We start from the raw sequence: 17354 nt of genomic DNA on the forward strand, positions 1-17354 counted from the left end.
AATAGGGAAAGAATTTAAAAAATGCCAAAGCTGTGCCATGCCATTAAAAAAATTGAAGATCGTGGAACAGAGCTAAATAAATCGGGGGTAAATGTATGTCAATTGATGTAAGTGCGTTAAATTATCTTGCTATTCTTATTGGTGGAATCTTGTATATGATTTATGGAGCGATCTATTATTCCATATTAGTAGGGAAGGGAAATCAAAGCAAAGGTGCGTTAAAATATGTGATTTCAGTAATCGTTGCCTTTATTAGTTCCATTTTTATTGCAATTCTCGTGCAAGCGACTAGTTCAAATAGTTTGTTAGAAGGTGCTGCTATAGGAGGTATAATTGGTATTCTTATTTCAATTGTTTATTTGAAAAATACTTTATTTGGACTCGTAAATAAGAGAAATTTTTTAATTGCAATTGGTGACCATCTTATCATTTTTACCTTACTAGGAGCACTCCACGGCCTTTTGGTCTAATCGTATCGAACTTATAGTTTGAAACGAGTAAAAAGAAGGATCTCTCATACAACATATGGGGATCCATTTTTTATTCCTCATTTGGAGGCGTTAAGGTGAACCGTATCATAAGTAAGTGCGGTTTTATTATGCATAGAATATGTCACAGTTAGTTTAAGTAGGAGATAATCTTTTTAAAGGGAATGCTTTATAATAAATACCAAAAAGAGAAATTGCGCTGTGCAATTTCTCTTTTTGCTTGAACTGAAATTAATTATAACTCGGTAACTTCATTATTATTTTTATTACCATTGCCGTTGCCATTGCCATTGCCATTGCCATTGCCATTGCCATTGCCATTGCCATTACCATTACCATTGCCGTTGCCATTGCCATTGCCATTGCCATTGCCATTGCCATTGCCATTGCCATTGCCATTGCCGTTGCCGTTGCCGTTGCCGTTGCCGTTGCCGTTGCCGTTGCCATTGCCGTTGCCATTGCCATTGCCGTTGCCATTGCCATTGCCATTATCATTGTCATTCCCTGGCTTTACAACCAACACATCAAATGTTAGCGTGTGCTCACCATACGTAACCGTAATCGTCGTATTACCTTGACCTTTTCCTTTTACAGTCCCTGCTTTTACAGTAGCTATTTTATCATTCGCTACTTCGTAGGTTGCAAGCTTTGTAACATCTTTTTCTGTTGTTTTACCATCAAAAGTAGTTACTTCAGTAATCTTAACTGTAACTTCTTTACCTATTCTAGTTTCAACCTGAGCTTGGTCAATTTCTAGTGTTACTTTTGGTACTTCTACAACAGGTGCTTTAACTGTAACATTTACAGTAACTTCATTATCCCCGTATGAAATAGTAATTGTAGTCGTGCCCTCACCTACTGCAGTTACTAATCCATTTACTATTGTTGCAACATTTTCATCTCCAACAACATAAGTAGCTTTTGAAGTTACGTCTTCCTCTGTTGCCTCGCCTTCTGCAGGCGTTGACGTTTCTGTTACCGTAAGTTGCGCAGTTTCTCCAGCTGTTAGATCTAGTTTAGTTGGATTTACAGAAAGTGCTACTACTGGTTCTACTATTTCTTTTTCATATATCCTTGCTTCACCAACATTCCCGGCAGCGTCCTTAATTATTACTGATACAGCATTAGTTTCTGCTGTTACTGGGAATGTGAAACTACCGTCTTGATTTAATTCAAAAGCAACTGGCGCTTGTACTTTGCCATTTACCGTCGAAACATAGGAAGCTTTTAATTTATCATTTAAATTGTAATCTAAACCGTATAAATATAACTCTTCATTGTAGTCGATATACTTATCTGTTACCTGTCCTGTAGCGACACCTTTAGCTACTGCACCAGTAATTTCTGGTTTAGTCGTTTTCACGACAATTGGTCCAACATAATCGGAAACTACACCAGATGCTGCAAGACCGGTGAAGTCAATTGTATACAGACCATCTGGAATCGTTGTGGCAGGTTTTGTTCCCCATGGTTTGTACTGCCCACCAACCTTCAGCGTGTAAGAGCCTTTTGCTAGCGCAGTACCTGCATGTAGATAACCAATGTAGCCGTCTCCATATTCTCCACCTTCAGGATTCATAATATCCCAAAGCTCGATATAGTTAGTTGTTACATCTCCAGTTAATGTGAATGAAAGTACAGCTGAGTCTTTCACGCCATCTCCGTTAAAGGATAGGTCTGTTTCTGTAATTTTAAAATCTTTAATTTCAGTTACTGCCGCGCCGCTGAAGTCAGCTGCGAATGGCAATGAAATTTCTGTATCTCCACCGTTGATGTAAATATACCCTAGTATTTCAGAGCCTTTTGGTGCCGTAGCTTTTGAAGCAGTTAATGTAATATTTAAAACTTGCTCACCATCTAGATTAAATGTCGGCTGATCTACTGTAACAGTTGCATCACCAAATGTTTTTGTCACATCAATTGATACGTTATAATTGCCGCCGTTGCCTTTAATATCTTTTACTAAAACTTGTTTCGTTACAGAAATATCTCGGTCTTTAAGTGATTGTGGACCGAAAGTAACTGTACCTTTCAAGTTTTCTGTAACTGCACCAGTTCCATCTAAAATTGCGCTATCAAGTGCATAGGCAAGAATTTCCGGATGAGCTGCTGCATAAGGATCTACACGCCCTGCACCTTGAGAAAACACATCGTATTTTGTTTTATCTATAACCTTTGCTGTATTAGAAAGCGCCACTTTTACATCGAACGCATTCCAATCAGGATTTGCTTGTTTAACTAATGCAGCAATACCTGCAATATGCGGTGTTGCCATAGAAGTTCCTGTTTTACGACCATATGCTTCCCCATAATCTGCATTAGGGAAATCTTTTTTATACATTGGAATCGTTGACATAATGTTTGTTCCAGGTGCACTTACATCTGGTTTAATATCAAAGTTTGGTGTAGATGGTCCACGTGAACTTGAATCGTTTACAGCATCTCCTAGTGTCTTTGTGGAAGCAAATTTACTAAAGCTTACTTTTCCGGTTCCGCCTGCTAATGCAGCGCGTATTGCAGCGCCATCCGTTTGTGACATATCAAATGTTGGCAGAAATTCAAATGAATCACCAAGGAATGTGCCCGAAATGTTCGGTGCATTCGTTCCACCAGCAAAGTTATGAATAATTGTTGCGACTGCGCCTTTTGCCTTTGCATTCGCAATTTTATCAACGAATGCGATACTACCACGAGAAATTAATGCCACTTTACCTTTTACATCAATTCCTTCAAAGTCTTTTACTTCCCCGTTTCCAGGAACTGCAACTAGGTCAAATTCTCCTTGAAGCTGTGTTGCTAAATCTTTCCCAAAAGTAGTTCCCATTAACGGAAGCTGTTTTGTTAAGTTGTAGTTGCCAACTGTAACATTCACTTCCCCGTTATACATTGTTTCAGGATTTGATGTGTTACCAACAGCAATTCCTAAACGAGCGGTTGCAGGCGTGCCCATTGTTCCGCGATTTGGACCATCGTTCCCTGTTGCAATTACTCCGATTGTTCCAGCCATCATTGCATTATTAATAGCAAATGAACCAGCATCCGTTTCAGAGTTAGCTCCCCCGCCAAGTGAAAGGTTGATTATGTCCATTTTTTCTTTTACAGCAGTTTCAATTGCTTTAATAATACCAGAGGTAGCTCCACTTCCGTATGCCCCAAGAACACGGTAAGCATAAAGGTCTACTTTTGGAGCAATTCCTTTAATACCGAATTTGTTAGCTCCGATTGCTGCAATTGTTCCAGCAACATGTGTACCGTGAGAAGTATAGAACGAGCTTCCCTTTTCATTAAATTCAGGTGTCCCAACTGGACGCTCCGAAGGCAATGTTTCTGATGCATCGTCATCTGCCCGAGGCTTCGTGTAAGTTGATGAATTTGGAATGAAGTTTTTCCCACCTTTGTAATTTCCGGCAAACTCAGGGTGATCTGCATCAATACCAGTATCTAATACTGCTACTTTTATTCCTTGTCCTTCAATTCCTTCCTTCCAAAGCTGTTCGATGCCAAGGAAAGAATTACTTGTATTCATTTGAGCTTCTAATTGATCTTCCTTAATAAGTTCCGATGATTTCACCGTATTATCTTCTGATGCGTAAACAATTGCATCAGGTTCGATTAATGTAATTCCTTCTACTGTAAGCAGTTTCGGGAGATCATTTGCTTTCACAGTTGCCGCAAAACCGTTTAAAACAGTATCAAATGTGTATCCTTGAGTCATCTGAACTTTTTTAGTAGCTAACTCTTTTTTAACTTTTGCTTGTTGTGCTTTTACATTTGAACGAACTTCATTTGCTCGGGCATTAGAGAATTTTTGGCCTTTGAGTTGGCTCATTCCTTGCTCTAGTGCCACAGGCTTTTCAGATAAATGAACGATAACTGCAACATCTTGATTGCCTGATACATTTTGTAAGCTTTCGTGAAGAGTTGGACCATCTTTAGACAAGCTTAGCTGTTCAGCGATAGCGGCCTTTTGTTGAATTATACTTTCACTTTGACTATCCTGCTTGAATGGTTTCGATTCTTCAGCACTAGCACTCGACAATGGAATCAATAGAGAAAGCACCATAACGAAAGCTAGAATACTACTTAAGAACTTCGCAAACTTAAACTTTTTCAAATCTCATTTCCCCCTCCGTGTTTAGTTGTCACACTTTTCAGTTAAATGTGATATTTCCAATTTATCACAAAGGAACTAATTCGAATATCGTAATATTTAAATATTCTAAATTATTGATAATTAGTATCAGTTTATCAAATATAGATTAAATCTATCTTCCTAGTAATTTAATAAAAAAGTAGAACTTTCAAATGAGAAAAGACTTACAGTAATTCACTAATTTTTTCAATTAATCCTATCAAGGCAGCAGTTGTAGGTACAGTCGGTGGGGTAGTTGCGTATAGAAAATTAGGAGGGCAGTAAGAGGAGTGATTGGAGGGGAATCGGTTTAGTATGTGATCCGTATCACAAGTAAATAAGGTTTTTTAAAGAGGGTGTCCAAAAAGTTAGGTAACTGACCTTTTGGAGCCCCTTTATTTTTATAATGAATTTAAACCGAATTATCGTATTCATACATTGATCACAGCAAGAAAAAAGTTATTTTAAATTAAAAAACTGCACTATAAATGTTAGCTGTAAAACTAACATTATAGTGCAGTTCAAAAATGGAAATATAATTTATACAACTGTATTACTTAAAACTTTTACGAAACCGTTGTTAGTGGCAGTATCCACTAATTGATCGATAGATTTAAGTGCTTTATCAGTAAATAAATACCATTTATCTGCAGTAACATCATGAATCAATACTTCTGGGTATCCTTTCAATATTTCATCTGGGAAGGTTTTGTTTAAAGAATAAAGGCCAAATTGTTTGATACTTTTACCTTCATGATTCATAAAATCATATTGTCCTTGTTTATAATAGGAACCAGGAGTGTCTATATCGTATTGCCATGAATAGTTAGTCGGAGCTTCAACTAAACTTCCTTTATTTTCATTGAAAATATTATATATGGCGTTATTATAGGTATTCCCTTGAATTTGCTGTATGACGCCACCCATTGTCATGTGGTATTCATATTGAACCGCTTTTACTTTTACATTGTCAATAACCAATGGCTTAGTATCCACTGTTACTGTGGAATGCTGATAATTTACCTGACAACCAAAGGTCTCTGCAATAAATCGAATAGGAACAAATAGTCTATTGTTTTTTATATATGGTTGGACATCAAGTAACCCTGTCTTACCGTTTTTTATAACAGTGTTGCTATTCGGTTTTAAAGTTATCTGCATTTTGTTATTAGTCAATGTTACTTTGGAATCGGCCCAATTTACAGTTGCCCCCAAATTTTCACTTATAACACGCAAAGGTACCATTGTACGATTATTCTTCACTTCTGGCGCCACATCTGTAGTAATAACCACGCCGTCGATTTTAATAGTATTATGTGCTGCATACGCAGGTAGAGCAGTCAGCATCAGTATCATACCAAGGAAAATTCCTGAAAAAATCTTTTTCATTATGTAACATCTCCTTTTTGTAATATTGGTAAATACACCCATTTATAAATATAGCAAAAACTTCCTTTCTAAACTATTTAAATGGTTAAATACACCAAACATCCTAAGGTCAAAATTGGAGAAGTGGCAGATGCACAAGCAATAAAAACCGCGTGCTATTGTAATCTGAACATTAAATAGACCACCTAGTAGTGCGGTGCTGCATGCGATTTTTGTCGATATTCATCCATTCATTGATAGTAACGGTCGAACTTTGAGATTGCTGTTAAACCTTGAGTTAATGAAAACAGGATATCCACCAATATTCGACCAGCTTATTATAATGCTTTAGATAAAGCACATATGACTAAAGATTATCGTGAGTGTAAAATAGAAAACCGCACATAAATAAATGAGTTTTTTGACGGATCAAATATAAAAAGCCCGAAATAAACAAAAGACTGACGAGAAACAATTTTCTCATCAGTCTTTTTTAGTCCTAAGTATCGACCTCTTCTTGATGCGATAGAGTAATACTGCTATTAAGATTACAAGGACAATTATTAGTAAATAAAGACGGTTATGGGTTGTTGCTAAAATAATGCTAAAGGATGCTGAAGCAAGTACTAAGCCATAAATCATGTTGCCCACTGTTGTTGCGATGACAAAGTGCGAGGTTTTAATGGAGCTTAACCCAGAGGCAATATTGATTAAATTCGTTGGCATAAATGGAAGCACACGTCCAGATAAACCAAAAAGAAAGCCATTTTTCTCTATTTTCTCTTGGTATTTCTTTGTTTTCGAATTAGAAAATGCATCCTGAAATAGATATCGAATGGATAAGAAAATCAGTGTGCTACCAATTACGCTGCAAAAACAGCCATATAAATAACCATTCCAAAAACCGAATAAGGTAATATTTGTAGCAATTACTAAGACAAGTGGAATGAATGTAAATAAGTTTTGCAACACCATGATGACGAGCATAATAAGTAAAATGAGTAGGATATTATTGTGTGCTAAAGTTTGAATCGTCCGGAGTTAAGTCAGCAACCGTTAAACCGCTCCTTTTTAATAAAAAGAATAGGCAAAGTATAAATGCAATATAACCAATAACGCGTAAAATAAGTTTACGTTTATTCATGAGATGCTCCCTTTGAAAGGGTATGAATAGTATACTTACTCAAAATTTCTTCTATTTTCTGCTGTGATTTGAGTACCACTTCTATGATAAATTGACCTATATAATCAAATTTTTTAGATTTGCCATCGATCAGTTTATATCCCCCATAGCGTTCTCCGAAGCCTTCAACAACATTTTCTTGCATTAATTTAGCCAATATTTTTCGAATAAAGCTCGAATCAATTCTTAATTTTTCAGTTAATGTGTTTCTTGTTACAAGGCGATTTTCATTTGCTAATAAAGCTAATGATTTAATAGCTACTATGAAGTTAGTTTTACCTAAATAGCTTAATTGTAAGAAATTTTCCATGTATTCACGTCCTATAAAATTAAAGTATTACTTTCATAATTGTAAAAAATAAAAAAACATGGAAATGAGAAAGGAGTCTTTCTATAAGAAAGACTCCATCTGTTTACTATGTCTTAATCTATCATTACAGCAGATGGTTCTTTATGCTGGATATGGCTTGAAATCCAGCCGACGATGAAAGCTAGTAAAAGGTAAATGAGTAAAAACAATCCTTGTGTAACTAGGTTTGACCAGCCACCAAGGGAAATGACCTCCTGGAAACCCTTTAGTGAATGCGCCATTGGCAAGAATCCACCGATCTTAGCTAACATTGGGTTTTCGAGTTCACCTGGGAAAGTTCCGCCACAGGTTGCTAGTTGAAATACTAATAATGTGACAGCTAGTAATTTACCGAGATTCCCCAAAAGAATAATGAGCATGAGGATGAAGGTCATGAAAGTAAATGATACGATAATACTTGATAGGATAAATAACGGTACACTGGCTACTGTTAATTTAAATCCTAAAAGTACTACGAGGTCCACGATAAGAGTCTGAATTAACCCTACTACGTAAACTAATCCTAATTTATTGATAAAGTGAACGGTGCCGGTCACTTTTAGAAGCTCTCTACGCCCTAGCGGCAGAATATTGGCTGCCATAATGCCACCTACAAATAAAGCAAGAGACAAGAAATAAGGGGCGATGCCAGTTCCATAGTTCGGAACTTTAGATAAATTGGATTCTACTAATTCAATTGGTTGTGCAAACATCGTTGTAGTAGAATCGTTGTATTGAAGATTAGACGTTTCTTTCGCCGCTTCATTTAGTTTTGTCGCTAACTCATTTGAGCCAGTGGCTAGTGAAGAAAGTCCGTCTTGTAGTTTCATTAATCCACTTGATTCTTGACCGATGCCACTAGAGAGAGTTGTGATTCCTGTGTTAAGGGTTGTATAGCCGGCCATCCATTTTGTAAATCCGCTGGCGAATTCAGCCGTTCCCTCATGTAATTGTTGTGCCCCTTCAGTAGCCTGAGTTATTTTAGTACCAAACGTTTCCATACCAGTTTGAAGTGAGGTTTGTCCAGTAGCGATTTTTTTTGCAGCTACTCCTACCTGGTCTTGTCCGGCTTTTAAAGTAGTTTCTGCCGCGGATAATGCGTCTGATAAAGCAATAATTTGTTGGAATTTCTGATCCTGTTGCGCTTCGGGATGGTCTTTTACATATTGGGCTAATTGTTCCTTCAAGTTGCTAGCGGTACTAGCTGCTTGTTCTTGTCCTTGAACTAACTTTGTATTTCCAATGGACCAGTTTGTAATACCTTGGCTTACTTGATCCATTCCCGATTGTAGCGAGTGTTCGCCTTCCGTAAGTTGTTGTAATCCTCTATATAAAGAGTCAGAGCCGGTTGAGAGTGCATTTATACCATTAGATAAGCTGTCTTGTCCAGCTGAAAGTTTCGTGCTACCTGTTTTAAGTTTTTGTGCCCCTTCATCTAAACTATGAATGCCATCTATTAATTTATTGCTTCCACTTTTTGCGTCCACTGTTCCATCATAAAGCTTCTGTGCCCCAGTCCCTGCATCAGCGAAGCCAGTAGAAACATTCTGGAATTTAGTTAGAATCGTTTCTGAGTAAAACTTCGTAACGCTGGCATTGATTTTCGTTTCCATTTTTTCAACGGCCGTTGTAGAAATTTGTGATGCTACATAGTTTTTTCCTGGATTGACTTCATATAAAAGTTTAGCCGGTTTTGGTGTTTCATCCATTAATGTTGTTATGTTTTTAGAAAAATCCTGTGGAATCGAGATGACCATATAATAGTCGCCTGCTTTAAGTCCTTTTTTGGCGGTCTTGGCAGAGACAAATTGAAAGTTTAATTCTTTACCTTTCTTCAATTGGGCAACAAAGTCATCACCGATGTGAATGGATTCATCATCGATTTTAGCTCCTTCATCAAGATTAACGACTGCTACAGGAAGTTTATCTAATTGTCCGTATGGATCCCAATATCCTGCTAAAAAGAATCCTACGTAAATTAAAGGAACAAGAGTAAGGAAAATTAAAGCGATTCGTCCATGCTTATGTTTCCAAATGGCGACTAAGTCTTGTAATACTAACTGTATTCCTTTCATGAAATATCCTACCTTTCTTTCCTTAAAAGATTATTTCATCATAATCTAATCTGTTGATGTTGTATAATACATAAAAAGTTATTACATAATAGACTTGAATCTATGTTAAAAGGGGAATCTACATGGAATTTTTGCAGTTAAAGTACTTTCAAACAGTTGCTCGTTTGGAACATATGACGAAGGCAGCAGAACAACTTCAAATTGCCCAACCATCACTCAGTAAAACGATTTCCCGTTTAGAGGAAGATTTGGGAGTGGAATTGTTTGACCGGGAACATCGGAAAATTAGTCTGAATGCAGCTGGGAGAATTTTTTTAAACCGTGTGGATCGAGCTTTTGCAGAATTGAACGAGGGTCAAAGAGAACTGAATCAATTTATTGATCTAGACCAAAGAAGTATTACATTGGCAGTTACCATTCCAAGAGTGTTACCTGCATTATTAGGTTCGTTTTTATCAAAATATCCTGATGTTCGTTTTCAACAGTTTCTAAAATCCGTTTCTTCTATGAAAAAAATGTTGATGGAAGGGGAATTGGATTATTGTATTTCTTCAGTTCCGATTGAAGGAGAGGACATTAGATGGGAACCTCTCATTACTGAAGAAATATTTTTAATCGTGCCACCTAATCATCGGTTAGCAGAGAGGGAAAGCGTTCGGCTTGAAGAGGTGAAGGATGAAGCATTTATTAGCATGAATACAGGCTATGGCTTCCGAAACTTAACCGACCAGTTTTGTCGTGAAGCGGGATTTGCCCAAAATATCGCTTTTGAAGGCGACGAACCCACTGTTATTTCAGACTTAGTTAGGCAGGGATTAGGTGTTGCTTTCGTTTCTGAATTATCATGGATACCTAAATCAGGAGAGTTTCCACATAAACTTCGAATAGACGAACCAGCTTGTCAACGAACTATCGGGTTAGCCTGGTCCGAAAAGCGTTACTTTACACCAATTGCTAAGCAGTTTCGCCAATTTGTTTTAGAATACTTTTTAACAATTTCTCAAAAATGATTTAATGACCTTCTTTATAGTGTAATAAATTTTAGAGTAGGGAAGTTATTATATAAAATAAAGAAATAAGCTGTATAGAAAGTTTGATTTTTAATAACTTCTATACAGCTTATTTTTAAAATCCTTATATAAAACATGCATCTAAGTTCATGATCAACACTAGGCATAAACATAATCAAGATGCATAGTAAGCGTTATTATCGTTAACTTTTTATTGCTAGGCCACTAAAAGAAATGGGTCCAACAATGTTTGCTTGTGTGTTGGGTGTGATATTCTCAACAAAAACCTGATAGAAGTTAGCGCCAGCTACTAAATTGGAATCAATAGCTTGGAATGTAAAGATGTAATTTTGTTCTGAACCAGTTGATTCTGCGCCATTTTGAGTATTATAGATTTCTTTCCCGTTACGGAAGATTCTAAATACAAGTTGAGAAATATTTGTAACTCCCGTCACACCAACGCTTGCAAGTAGCTCAACGTTATTATTTCTTGAAGCGGTGCCTGGGATGTTTATTTGAATCGAAGCTAAAAGAACTCTAAATGGGGCCTGTGGAATTGGAAAAGCAGTTTCTGGGTTAAACGTACTTAGAGGTTCAGTTGCTTGGTAATCAAGAACTTGCGCCATTTTATCACCTCCTTTTGCTAGGATACTATAAGATATGTTCTATATTAGAGATTGACTGTGTAGTAAACTAAGCCGTGTTATTTTTTAACTTCTTTCAGCGGAAGTCTCCCATCTCTATATGTGGTGGGATAAATGCGGGTTCAAGTTACTTTTCAGCGGGTGTAAAAACATCGCTGATATTATAAATTTGAGGTAATAAAATAGACGAAAAGGTATGTGAACAAAGTTGTTTTACATACCTTTTTGATGAGATAGATTAAAGAATGGTGTGTAAATTGGAGGCAGCTCTTCTTTGAAAGATGACGGTAGCTATTCTTTTTACATTGAAATGAGCCACATAAAATCATCCTCAATAATAATTTGAATGTCTTGGCCGAGGTTAATCAATTTCTCGGCTTTTAATTGTTTCGTACTTATACCGCGACGTTTGTCCCCAAGAATAAGGAAATCTGTATCCTGTGTAACAGCCCCCTGCATAATTCCTCCACAAGCTCGAACTCTTTTCGCAGCTTCTGAACGTGTCATCGTGGAAAGGGCCCCTGTAAACACGATTTGTTTATTATAAAACGGATGCATCAAGCATTCGGTTGGATCAGAAAGTAAGATGACTTCTGTGTTGTCCTTATTGTTGTTCATGTTTACTCTCCTTAATTGAAATGAAAGATTTTCACCTGAATTATAGGTGAGATTGATTAATTCGATAGACGTAGGTAACAAAGGAATGTCTCTCTATATTTAAACTATTCATGGAGAATAGTATCATATAGATCCGTTTTTCATGAATACTTGTATCAATAGAGAAAAAGTATGTGAAATTTAAATTGATTTCGCATACTTTTTTCCAAAAGAAGGATTTTATAAATGTTGCCCGAACTATGGAGTAGAGCGAATACAAAAATAAAAGTACTTGCTCAACAAACTAGCTCATTAGCAAACAAAAAATAAGGGGAGAAGGATGGTTCATGGTGATTCAATTCCAAAAAGAAAATATTACGGTTTTTCAAAGCGCATTATATATGACTACCTCGGTAATCGTTGAAACTAATGAAGCAGTAATTATGACAGATCCAAATTGGTTACCTACTGAAATTGAAGAAATTAAGAACTACATCAACAAGATTAAAGGTGATAAACAACTATATATTATTTACACACATAGCGATTTTGATCACATTATTGGGTCTGGGGCATTCCCAGAAGCTAAGGTAATTGCATCTAAACAATTTGATGAAAATCCTAACAAAGAAGACAGCATTCAAAAAATTAAACAATTCGACCAAGGATATTATTTGAATAGAAGCTATTCACCTGTATATCCAACAGTAGATATTGTTGTTTCAGAGGATGGACATAAATTAGAATTAGATTCACTTACCATGACATTTTATCAAGCACCTGGTCATACGAATGATGGTTTATTTACAGTTATTGAGCCTGATGGTCTGTTTCTTTCTGGCGATTATTTGTCAGATATCGAGTTTCCATTTATTTTTAGCAATTATAAAGACTATGTAAATACGGTCAATAAAGCTGAGAATATAATGCTGAATCATCAAATAACGATTCACATACCGGGACACGGTTCGACAACACAAAATCAACAGAAAATTCAAAGAAGAATAAACGTTTCAAAATATTATTTAGAGCAGCTTCCTCATGATAATGGAGAGTTAGAAAGATATTTAAGTCAAGAATATCCATTTTTTGAAGGAATGAAAAGCATCCATACTGACAATAAGAAGATAGCTAAAGAAAATGTGGAATAGATAAGCTTTAGAGGAAATGTACTTGAGGAACTCGTATCGCAAATAACGCGATCAACTCCGGAAAGTGAAGTATTAAGAGGCTGATAAAGGAGACCGACCATTTTAGACCGTCTCCTTTTTTCTTAAACTTGTACTTCACTCATGAATGCGTGAGTATTATCTTCTGTATCTTTAAAAAATACCATCCATGTTTCGGTTTGTCCCATTTTTGCTACTACATGTGGTTCGTCGATAAAGGAAACATTTTTATTTACTAAATTCTCATATGTCTTGCTCATATTTTTAACTTGAAAATAAATAATTGAACTAGAATAAATAAATTCGTCTTTTTCTGGCATGCTTAACAAAAGACGTAATCCATTACAATCAAAGAATGCCATGTTGTCAGTATTAAATAAAAGTGAAAGCCCTAGTTTTTCTTTATAAAAATGTATGGCTCGATCTAATTCTTTAACTGGGATTCCGATTTGTCCGATGTTTTGAATCATATTCATTTCCAATGAGATTATCCCCTTTCAAATATGAAGCTTGTCCTGATTGCACTGCAGTAATAAAAATTAAGGCTGCGATCTGTAGACCTTGTGACTTAATAATACACTATAAAAAGAGGAAGCATTCATTGAATACTTTTTAAGTTTTGAGAAGGTAAAACTAAGCCGCAAGTAAAGTATTACTTTTAACAAATACCTTGGATTCAAATGAATATCTTTTGAAATGAATAAGTAGATTTCTTAATTCTTTTGATTATGTATTTAAAGTCAAGTTTAGATTACATAGATATTCGCTACTTTATCCGTACATATTTTCTGCTCATTTTCCAATACTATATCTAGATCATTTATCAAATTGGCAGGAAGGGGAGAGACAAAATTGGCTAAGCACTCAGATATGAGCTGGAAACAGGATCATCCAAGCACTTTGTTTGGGAACTCTGTCCAAAAGGCAGAGCGTTTATTGAAGCATGCAAAGTCACATCCGGAGGAGATAGCGATTGAGCATGCTTTTAATCAAATCGAACATGCAGAAAATGCATTTATGAATGCAAAGCAATATGGTGAACATTTGGATACAGTCCAACAAAATAAAGAATACTTAGAGCAGATTAAGCAGCAATTACACGAAATGCAAGGTAAACAGTAGGTAGAAGAAATATAAATAATGCTTTAAGCGGTTTAAGCCCTATAATCTAAAGGACTTAAGCCGCTTAATTTTTTTCCTATTGTTTGTTTGCATATAATGCACTGTTGGTCAATTTTTATGTGTAATGTTGTGCAGATGAGGAAACATAATGTTTTAACAGAATGTAATCCGTCGATTTGAAAAAATAGTTCGTAGAGAGTGTCACGCGGAAGATTGAACTCTTTCCTGGGAAATATTTTCTATTGTGTTTGGTTAACACCAAACAATTATTGTATACGGTGTGGTTTGTGCAGGAATACTCCTTGTAGTTGGACCATAAATAACAATTAAGTTTCGATTTGCTGGGCTCTTTGAAAAAGGTTGCCCATTTTTGAGCAAGATAAGTGTATAAGCAGAAAGATTTAGTTGTAATTGGCCATCACTACTCACTAATTGGTTATTAAAAAAGTCGACTTTTACATTTTGATAGTTATTTTCCTTTACGACGACGAGGGCACGATATTGAGGTGGATATATCAAAGGAACAGGTGCATTCCCATCATAATATCCAGTAATCTGATCACCGATTGTTACAATTTCCTGGTTTACAAAATAAGTAGAAGGTGAGACGACAAAATTGACGATGCCCTGAGTACTATCTTCTACCGTCATAAGTTTATAACAACCTTCCTTTTCTCCATTTTGCCCGATCGGAAAATCATCAATCTGAGTAACGACCCCACGAAATGATTTAAAGTTTACCATTGCTATTCCTTTCTTTATTAAATTTCAATTTGATGAGACAAAAGTTCTGTTTGATTATTGTTTACCAAAAGGAACTAATTTGAATTCAATCACTAAAAGAAAACCTACTTTATAATAAGTAGTAGCATTTTAATTTATGTAACATCTCCAATTTGGGTGACAAAGAATGATTTTATGATCAAGGGTACAGGTTTATATATTATATGAATCCATATATACTTAATTTGCAAACTATACGTTATTTTTTCAGAGGAGGGGAGACTATTGAAGTGGATTTCTAAAAATAAGAGACCCCTTTTACTATTCATCATTATTATTATTTTCATTGCGGGTATACTCGATATCAAATATGAAGGATTGTTCTTTCAACTATTACCAGAGTCTGTTCAAAACTATTTAGCTGATATTTTTAAATAAGTAAAATTGTATTCTTCATAGTTGTAATTGTCTTTATGATGTGATTAACAAACAGCAGTACATTTCTTGTACTAAAGATAAGTAGTAGTTCCAAAAGAGTGATTGTGGCTTTTTCGATTTTAAATCTGTTGACATGGAGTTAACTCCATCTTTTAAAGTGAAAGTATTAAAAGAATGGGGTGATGTAAATGGATATTTTTGTTTATGTATTGATAGGGTTATACGCATTATTAACAGGGATTGCAGGCTTGCAACAATGGAAAGAGAATGGATTTCAAATACGAACATTCTTATTTGTGGTTTTATCTATCAGTATTCTTGTAACGATATTTTTACCAAACAAAGCTCTAGTACTGATGTTACTAATCCTTGAATTTGTTCTGTTACATGTATTAACAGTTGCGGAAGGGCTATTAACAAATAAACAGTTAAGATATAGTCACCATATCGTTCGTTTCATATTCCATTGTATACTGCTATTATTGGTTTATAAATTTATAGTGTAGTAGGTGATGATCATAAAAATTGGTGAATTTGCTACATGTACTGAACTTAGTAAAGATACGATCCGTTATTACGAAAAAATGGGTCTATTACATCCGGAAATAAAAAACAAACATCGTGAGTATAACGAGGATCATATCGAAATCATTAGTACAATTCTTAAACTAAAGCAATGTGGTTTTTCACTTCAAGAAATTAAAATACTTTTTGAATGGTCGCAGAATACTGATGAAAATGATGAATTGACAGAATCGGAAATCCAAAACGTTCAACAGCTGAAAATATTATTTCAAAATAAATATAAGCAGATGATTCAAAGAGAAAATGAGATTAAACAAATAAAGCAAGTCTTACTACGTGCTGATCATAAAATGGAGCAGCTGCTAGAAAAAAATAAAGGTTAGATGGATGTTCTAATTAGAATAACGGCATCATTTTAGAGACAATTGAGATAATCATCTAATTGAACAAAAGATCCTGAAAACGACGAATATATTTCCTTATAACCAAAGGGAACATCAATAAAAAAGATTAAACACAGCTAATGGGCTGTGTTTTTTATATAAAAAGTTAAAGGTTTTCTTGAATAAATCTTGAATATATTGAAAAGTGATTTTTAAGAAAGGTGATGATAATTTTATGAAAGAATGGGAGATGGCACTTGAAGAGTTTTTAAAAGATTGGAAGAACCGAAATGATGTTGTCGGGGCACTTGTATGTGGGAGCTATATAACGGGAGATCCTTCAAGGCGTTCTGATATAGACGTACATATTATTTTATCTGAAGATGTTGATTGGCGAGAGAGAGGGAATAGGATTATGAATGGTTTCCTTATAGAATATTTCGTTAATCCACCAAAACAAATTCGCAAATACTTTCAACAAGATTTTCAAATCCATAGAACAATGTCCATGGTTCAATTCATTACAGGAAAGATTTTATTTGATAACACGGGAATACTTAATGAGTTAAAAATCGAAGCGGAACATTGGCTAAACAATGACTATGATGAACTAAATAAAACAGTTTTAGAAATAAAAAAATATTCACTATGGGATTCACTGGATAATTTAAAGGATTGTTTTGAACAACAAAGAGTGGATTTCCCTTTTGTGTATTTTAACTCATTAGCTAATTTATTTTCTGAGTACTGTCAGTTCTTAAAGTTAGAAAGCATTCCATACTATCAAGTACATTCTTATCTTATAGATCCAGCATTTATTAAAAAATATCTAAAAAATGTTTTTCCTGATTCAATATTTAAGGAAATGTTTTTAAAAGCATTACTAGAAGTGGACAAACAAACGATGATGGAGGCATATGAAGAGTTAGTAAACTATGTATTTAATCAGATGGGTGGTTTTGAAATAGATGGTTGGAAAATAAAAAGCCCTGTCGAAAAATAAAGTGTACCCTTTGTAAAGGACATTTTGAAAAAAAGCTAGGCGACTTTTTGAAGCTGCTGTCTGTATTTTGCAGGCGGCAGCTTTTTCAAGTTCCATTGCCCTCGATAATGGTTGTAATACATCATATAACTTTTCACTTCTCGTT

18 protein-coding genes are annotated in these 17354 nt (G+C 35.3%); 9 read left to right on the forward strand and 9 right to left on the reverse strand.

All coding sequences use genetic code 11. The features are described from left to right. The first annotated feature begins 95 nt into the window (after positions 1-95). The gene (locus AC1DCY_RS19790; RefSeq protein WP_477352958.1) at positions 96-470 is read left to right on the forward strand and encodes a DUF1761 domain-containing protein; all 375 of its coding nucleotides are present in this window, start codon (positions 96-98) and stop codon (positions 468-470) included. A 253-nt stretch (positions 471-723) separates the two neighbouring features. Here AC1DCY_RS19790 and AC1DCY_RS19795 read toward each other — a convergent pair whose 3' ends face one another. Together AC1DCY_RS19795 and AC1DCY_RS19800 are read right to left on the reverse strand one after the other, a co-directional pair. Beyond that, the gene (locus AC1DCY_RS19795; RefSeq protein ID WP_477352960.1) at positions 724-4602 is read right to left on the reverse strand and encodes a S8 family serine peptidase; all 3879 of its coding nucleotides are present in this window, start codon (positions 4600-4602) and stop codon (positions 724-726) included. Between the two features lie 558 nt (positions 4603-5160). Beyond that, positions 5161-6009 (reverse strand): copper amine oxidase N-terminal domain-containing protein, encoded by an 849-nt coding sequence (locus AC1DCY_RS19800; protein WP_477352962.1) that lies wholly within the window; start codon positions 6007-6009, stop codon positions 5161-5163. Between the two features lie 196 nt (positions 6010-6205). Between AC1DCY_RS19800 and AC1DCY_RS19805 the strand changes: the two genes are divergently transcribed. Continuing rightward, positions 6206-6340, forward strand: coding sequence for a Fic family protein (locus AC1DCY_RS19805; protein ID WP_477352963.1), 135 nt, complete (start codon positions 6206-6208; stop codon positions 6338-6340). 131 nt (positions 6341-6471) lie between these two features. Here AC1DCY_RS19805 and AC1DCY_RS19810 read toward each other — a convergent pair whose 3' ends face one another. From AC1DCY_RS19810 to AC1DCY_RS19820, 3 genes are all read right to left on the reverse strand, one after another. Then, a complete protein-coding gene (locus AC1DCY_RS19810; protein WP_477352965.1) occupies positions 6472-6963 on the reverse strand; it encodes a TVP38/TMEM64 family protein in 492 nt (163 codons plus the stop codon). 161 nt (positions 6964-7124) lie between these two features. Beyond that, entirely contained in the window at positions 7125-7481 is a 357-nt protein-coding gene (locus AC1DCY_RS19815) for a hypothetical protein (protein ID WP_477352967.1), read from the reverse strand. Positions 7482-7594: 113 nt separating this feature from the next. After that, complete coding sequence (locus tag AC1DCY_RS19820) at positions 7595-9595, reverse strand: YhgE/Pip family protein (RefSeq protein ID WP_477352969.1); 2001 nt, start codon at positions 9593-9595, stop codon at positions 7595-7597. A gap of 122 nt (positions 9596-9717) precedes the next feature. Between AC1DCY_RS19820 and AC1DCY_RS19825 the strand changes: the two genes are divergently transcribed. Next, the gene (locus AC1DCY_RS19825) at positions 9718-10605 is read left to right on the forward strand and encodes a LysR family transcriptional regulator (RefSeq protein ID WP_477352971.1); all 888 of its coding nucleotides are present in this window, start codon (positions 9718-9720) and stop codon (positions 10603-10605) included. A 203-nt stretch (positions 10606-10808) separates the two neighbouring features. Here the strand turns inward: AC1DCY_RS19825 and AC1DCY_RS19830 are convergent, their stop codons facing one another. After that, complete coding sequence (locus AC1DCY_RS19830) at positions 10809-11231, reverse strand: exosporium protein C (protein ID WP_370043966.1); 423 nt, start codon at positions 11229-11231, stop codon at positions 10809-10811. Positions 11232-11549: 318 nt separating this feature from the next. Then, positions 11550-11867, reverse strand: a complete 318-nt coding sequence (locus AC1DCY_RS19835; RefSeq protein ID WP_460013890.1) for a BRCT domain-containing protein — start codon at positions 11865-11867, stop codon at positions 11550-11552. 326 nt (positions 11868-12193) lie between these two features. Between AC1DCY_RS19835 and AC1DCY_RS19840 the strand changes: the two genes are divergently transcribed. Continuing rightward, positions 12194-12997, forward strand: a complete 804-nt coding sequence (locus AC1DCY_RS19840) for an MBL fold metallo-hydrolase (RefSeq protein ID WP_477352974.1) — start codon at positions 12194-12196, stop codon at positions 12995-12997. Positions 12998-13119: 122 nt separating this feature from the next. Here the strand turns inward: AC1DCY_RS19840 and AC1DCY_RS19845 are convergent, their stop codons facing one another. Beyond that, complete coding sequence (locus AC1DCY_RS19845; protein ID WP_477352975.1) at positions 13120-13497, reverse strand: VOC family protein; 378 nt, start codon at positions 13495-13497, stop codon at positions 13120-13122. A 370-nt stretch (positions 13498-13867) separates the two neighbouring features. Here AC1DCY_RS19845 and AC1DCY_RS19850 point away from each other — a divergent pair, with 370 nt between their 5' ends. After that, positions 13868-14137, forward strand: coding sequence for a hypothetical protein (locus AC1DCY_RS19850; RefSeq protein ID WP_477352977.1), 270 nt, complete (start codon positions 13868-13870; stop codon positions 14135-14137). Between the two features lie 252 nt (positions 14138-14389). On the opposite strand, the gene AC1DCY_RS19855 is transcribed toward AC1DCY_RS19850, so the two are convergent. Next, the gene (locus AC1DCY_RS19855) at positions 14390-14881 is read right to left on the reverse strand and encodes a hypothetical protein (RefSeq protein ID WP_477352978.1); all 492 of its coding nucleotides are present in this window, start codon (positions 14879-14881) and stop codon (positions 14390-14392) included. A gap of 264 nt (positions 14882-15145) precedes the next feature. Here AC1DCY_RS19855 and AC1DCY_RS19860 point away from each other — a divergent pair, with 264 nt between their 5' ends. The 4 genes from AC1DCY_RS19860 to AC1DCY_RS19875 all read left to right on the forward strand — a co-directional run bounded on the left by AC1DCY_RS19860 (position 15146) and on the right by AC1DCY_RS19875 (position 17209). Next, a complete protein-coding gene (locus tag AC1DCY_RS19860; protein ID WP_477352979.1) occupies positions 15146-15298 on the forward strand; it encodes a hypothetical protein in 153 nt (50 codons plus the stop codon). Positions 15299-15486: 188 nt separating this feature from the next. Continuing rightward, positions 15487-15804, forward strand: coding sequence for a hypothetical protein (locus AC1DCY_RS19865; RefSeq protein WP_477352981.1), 318 nt, complete (start codon positions 15487-15489; stop codon positions 15802-15804). 6 nt (positions 15805-15810) lie between these two features. Then, complete coding sequence (locus AC1DCY_RS19870) at positions 15811-16206, forward strand: MerR family transcriptional regulator (RefSeq protein WP_477352982.1); 396 nt, start codon at positions 15811-15813, stop codon at positions 16204-16206. Between the two features lie 235 nt (positions 16207-16441). Beyond that, positions 16442-17209: a nucleotidyltransferase domain-containing protein gene (locus tag AC1DCY_RS19875; RefSeq protein WP_477352984.1), complete on the forward strand. Its 768-nt coding sequence runs from the start codon at positions 16442-16444 to the stop codon at positions 17207-17209. The last annotated feature ends 145 nt before the right edge of the window (positions 17210-17354 follow it).

The sequence above is a fragment of the Lysinibacillus sp. 10T31 genome, from assembly GCF_056394365.1.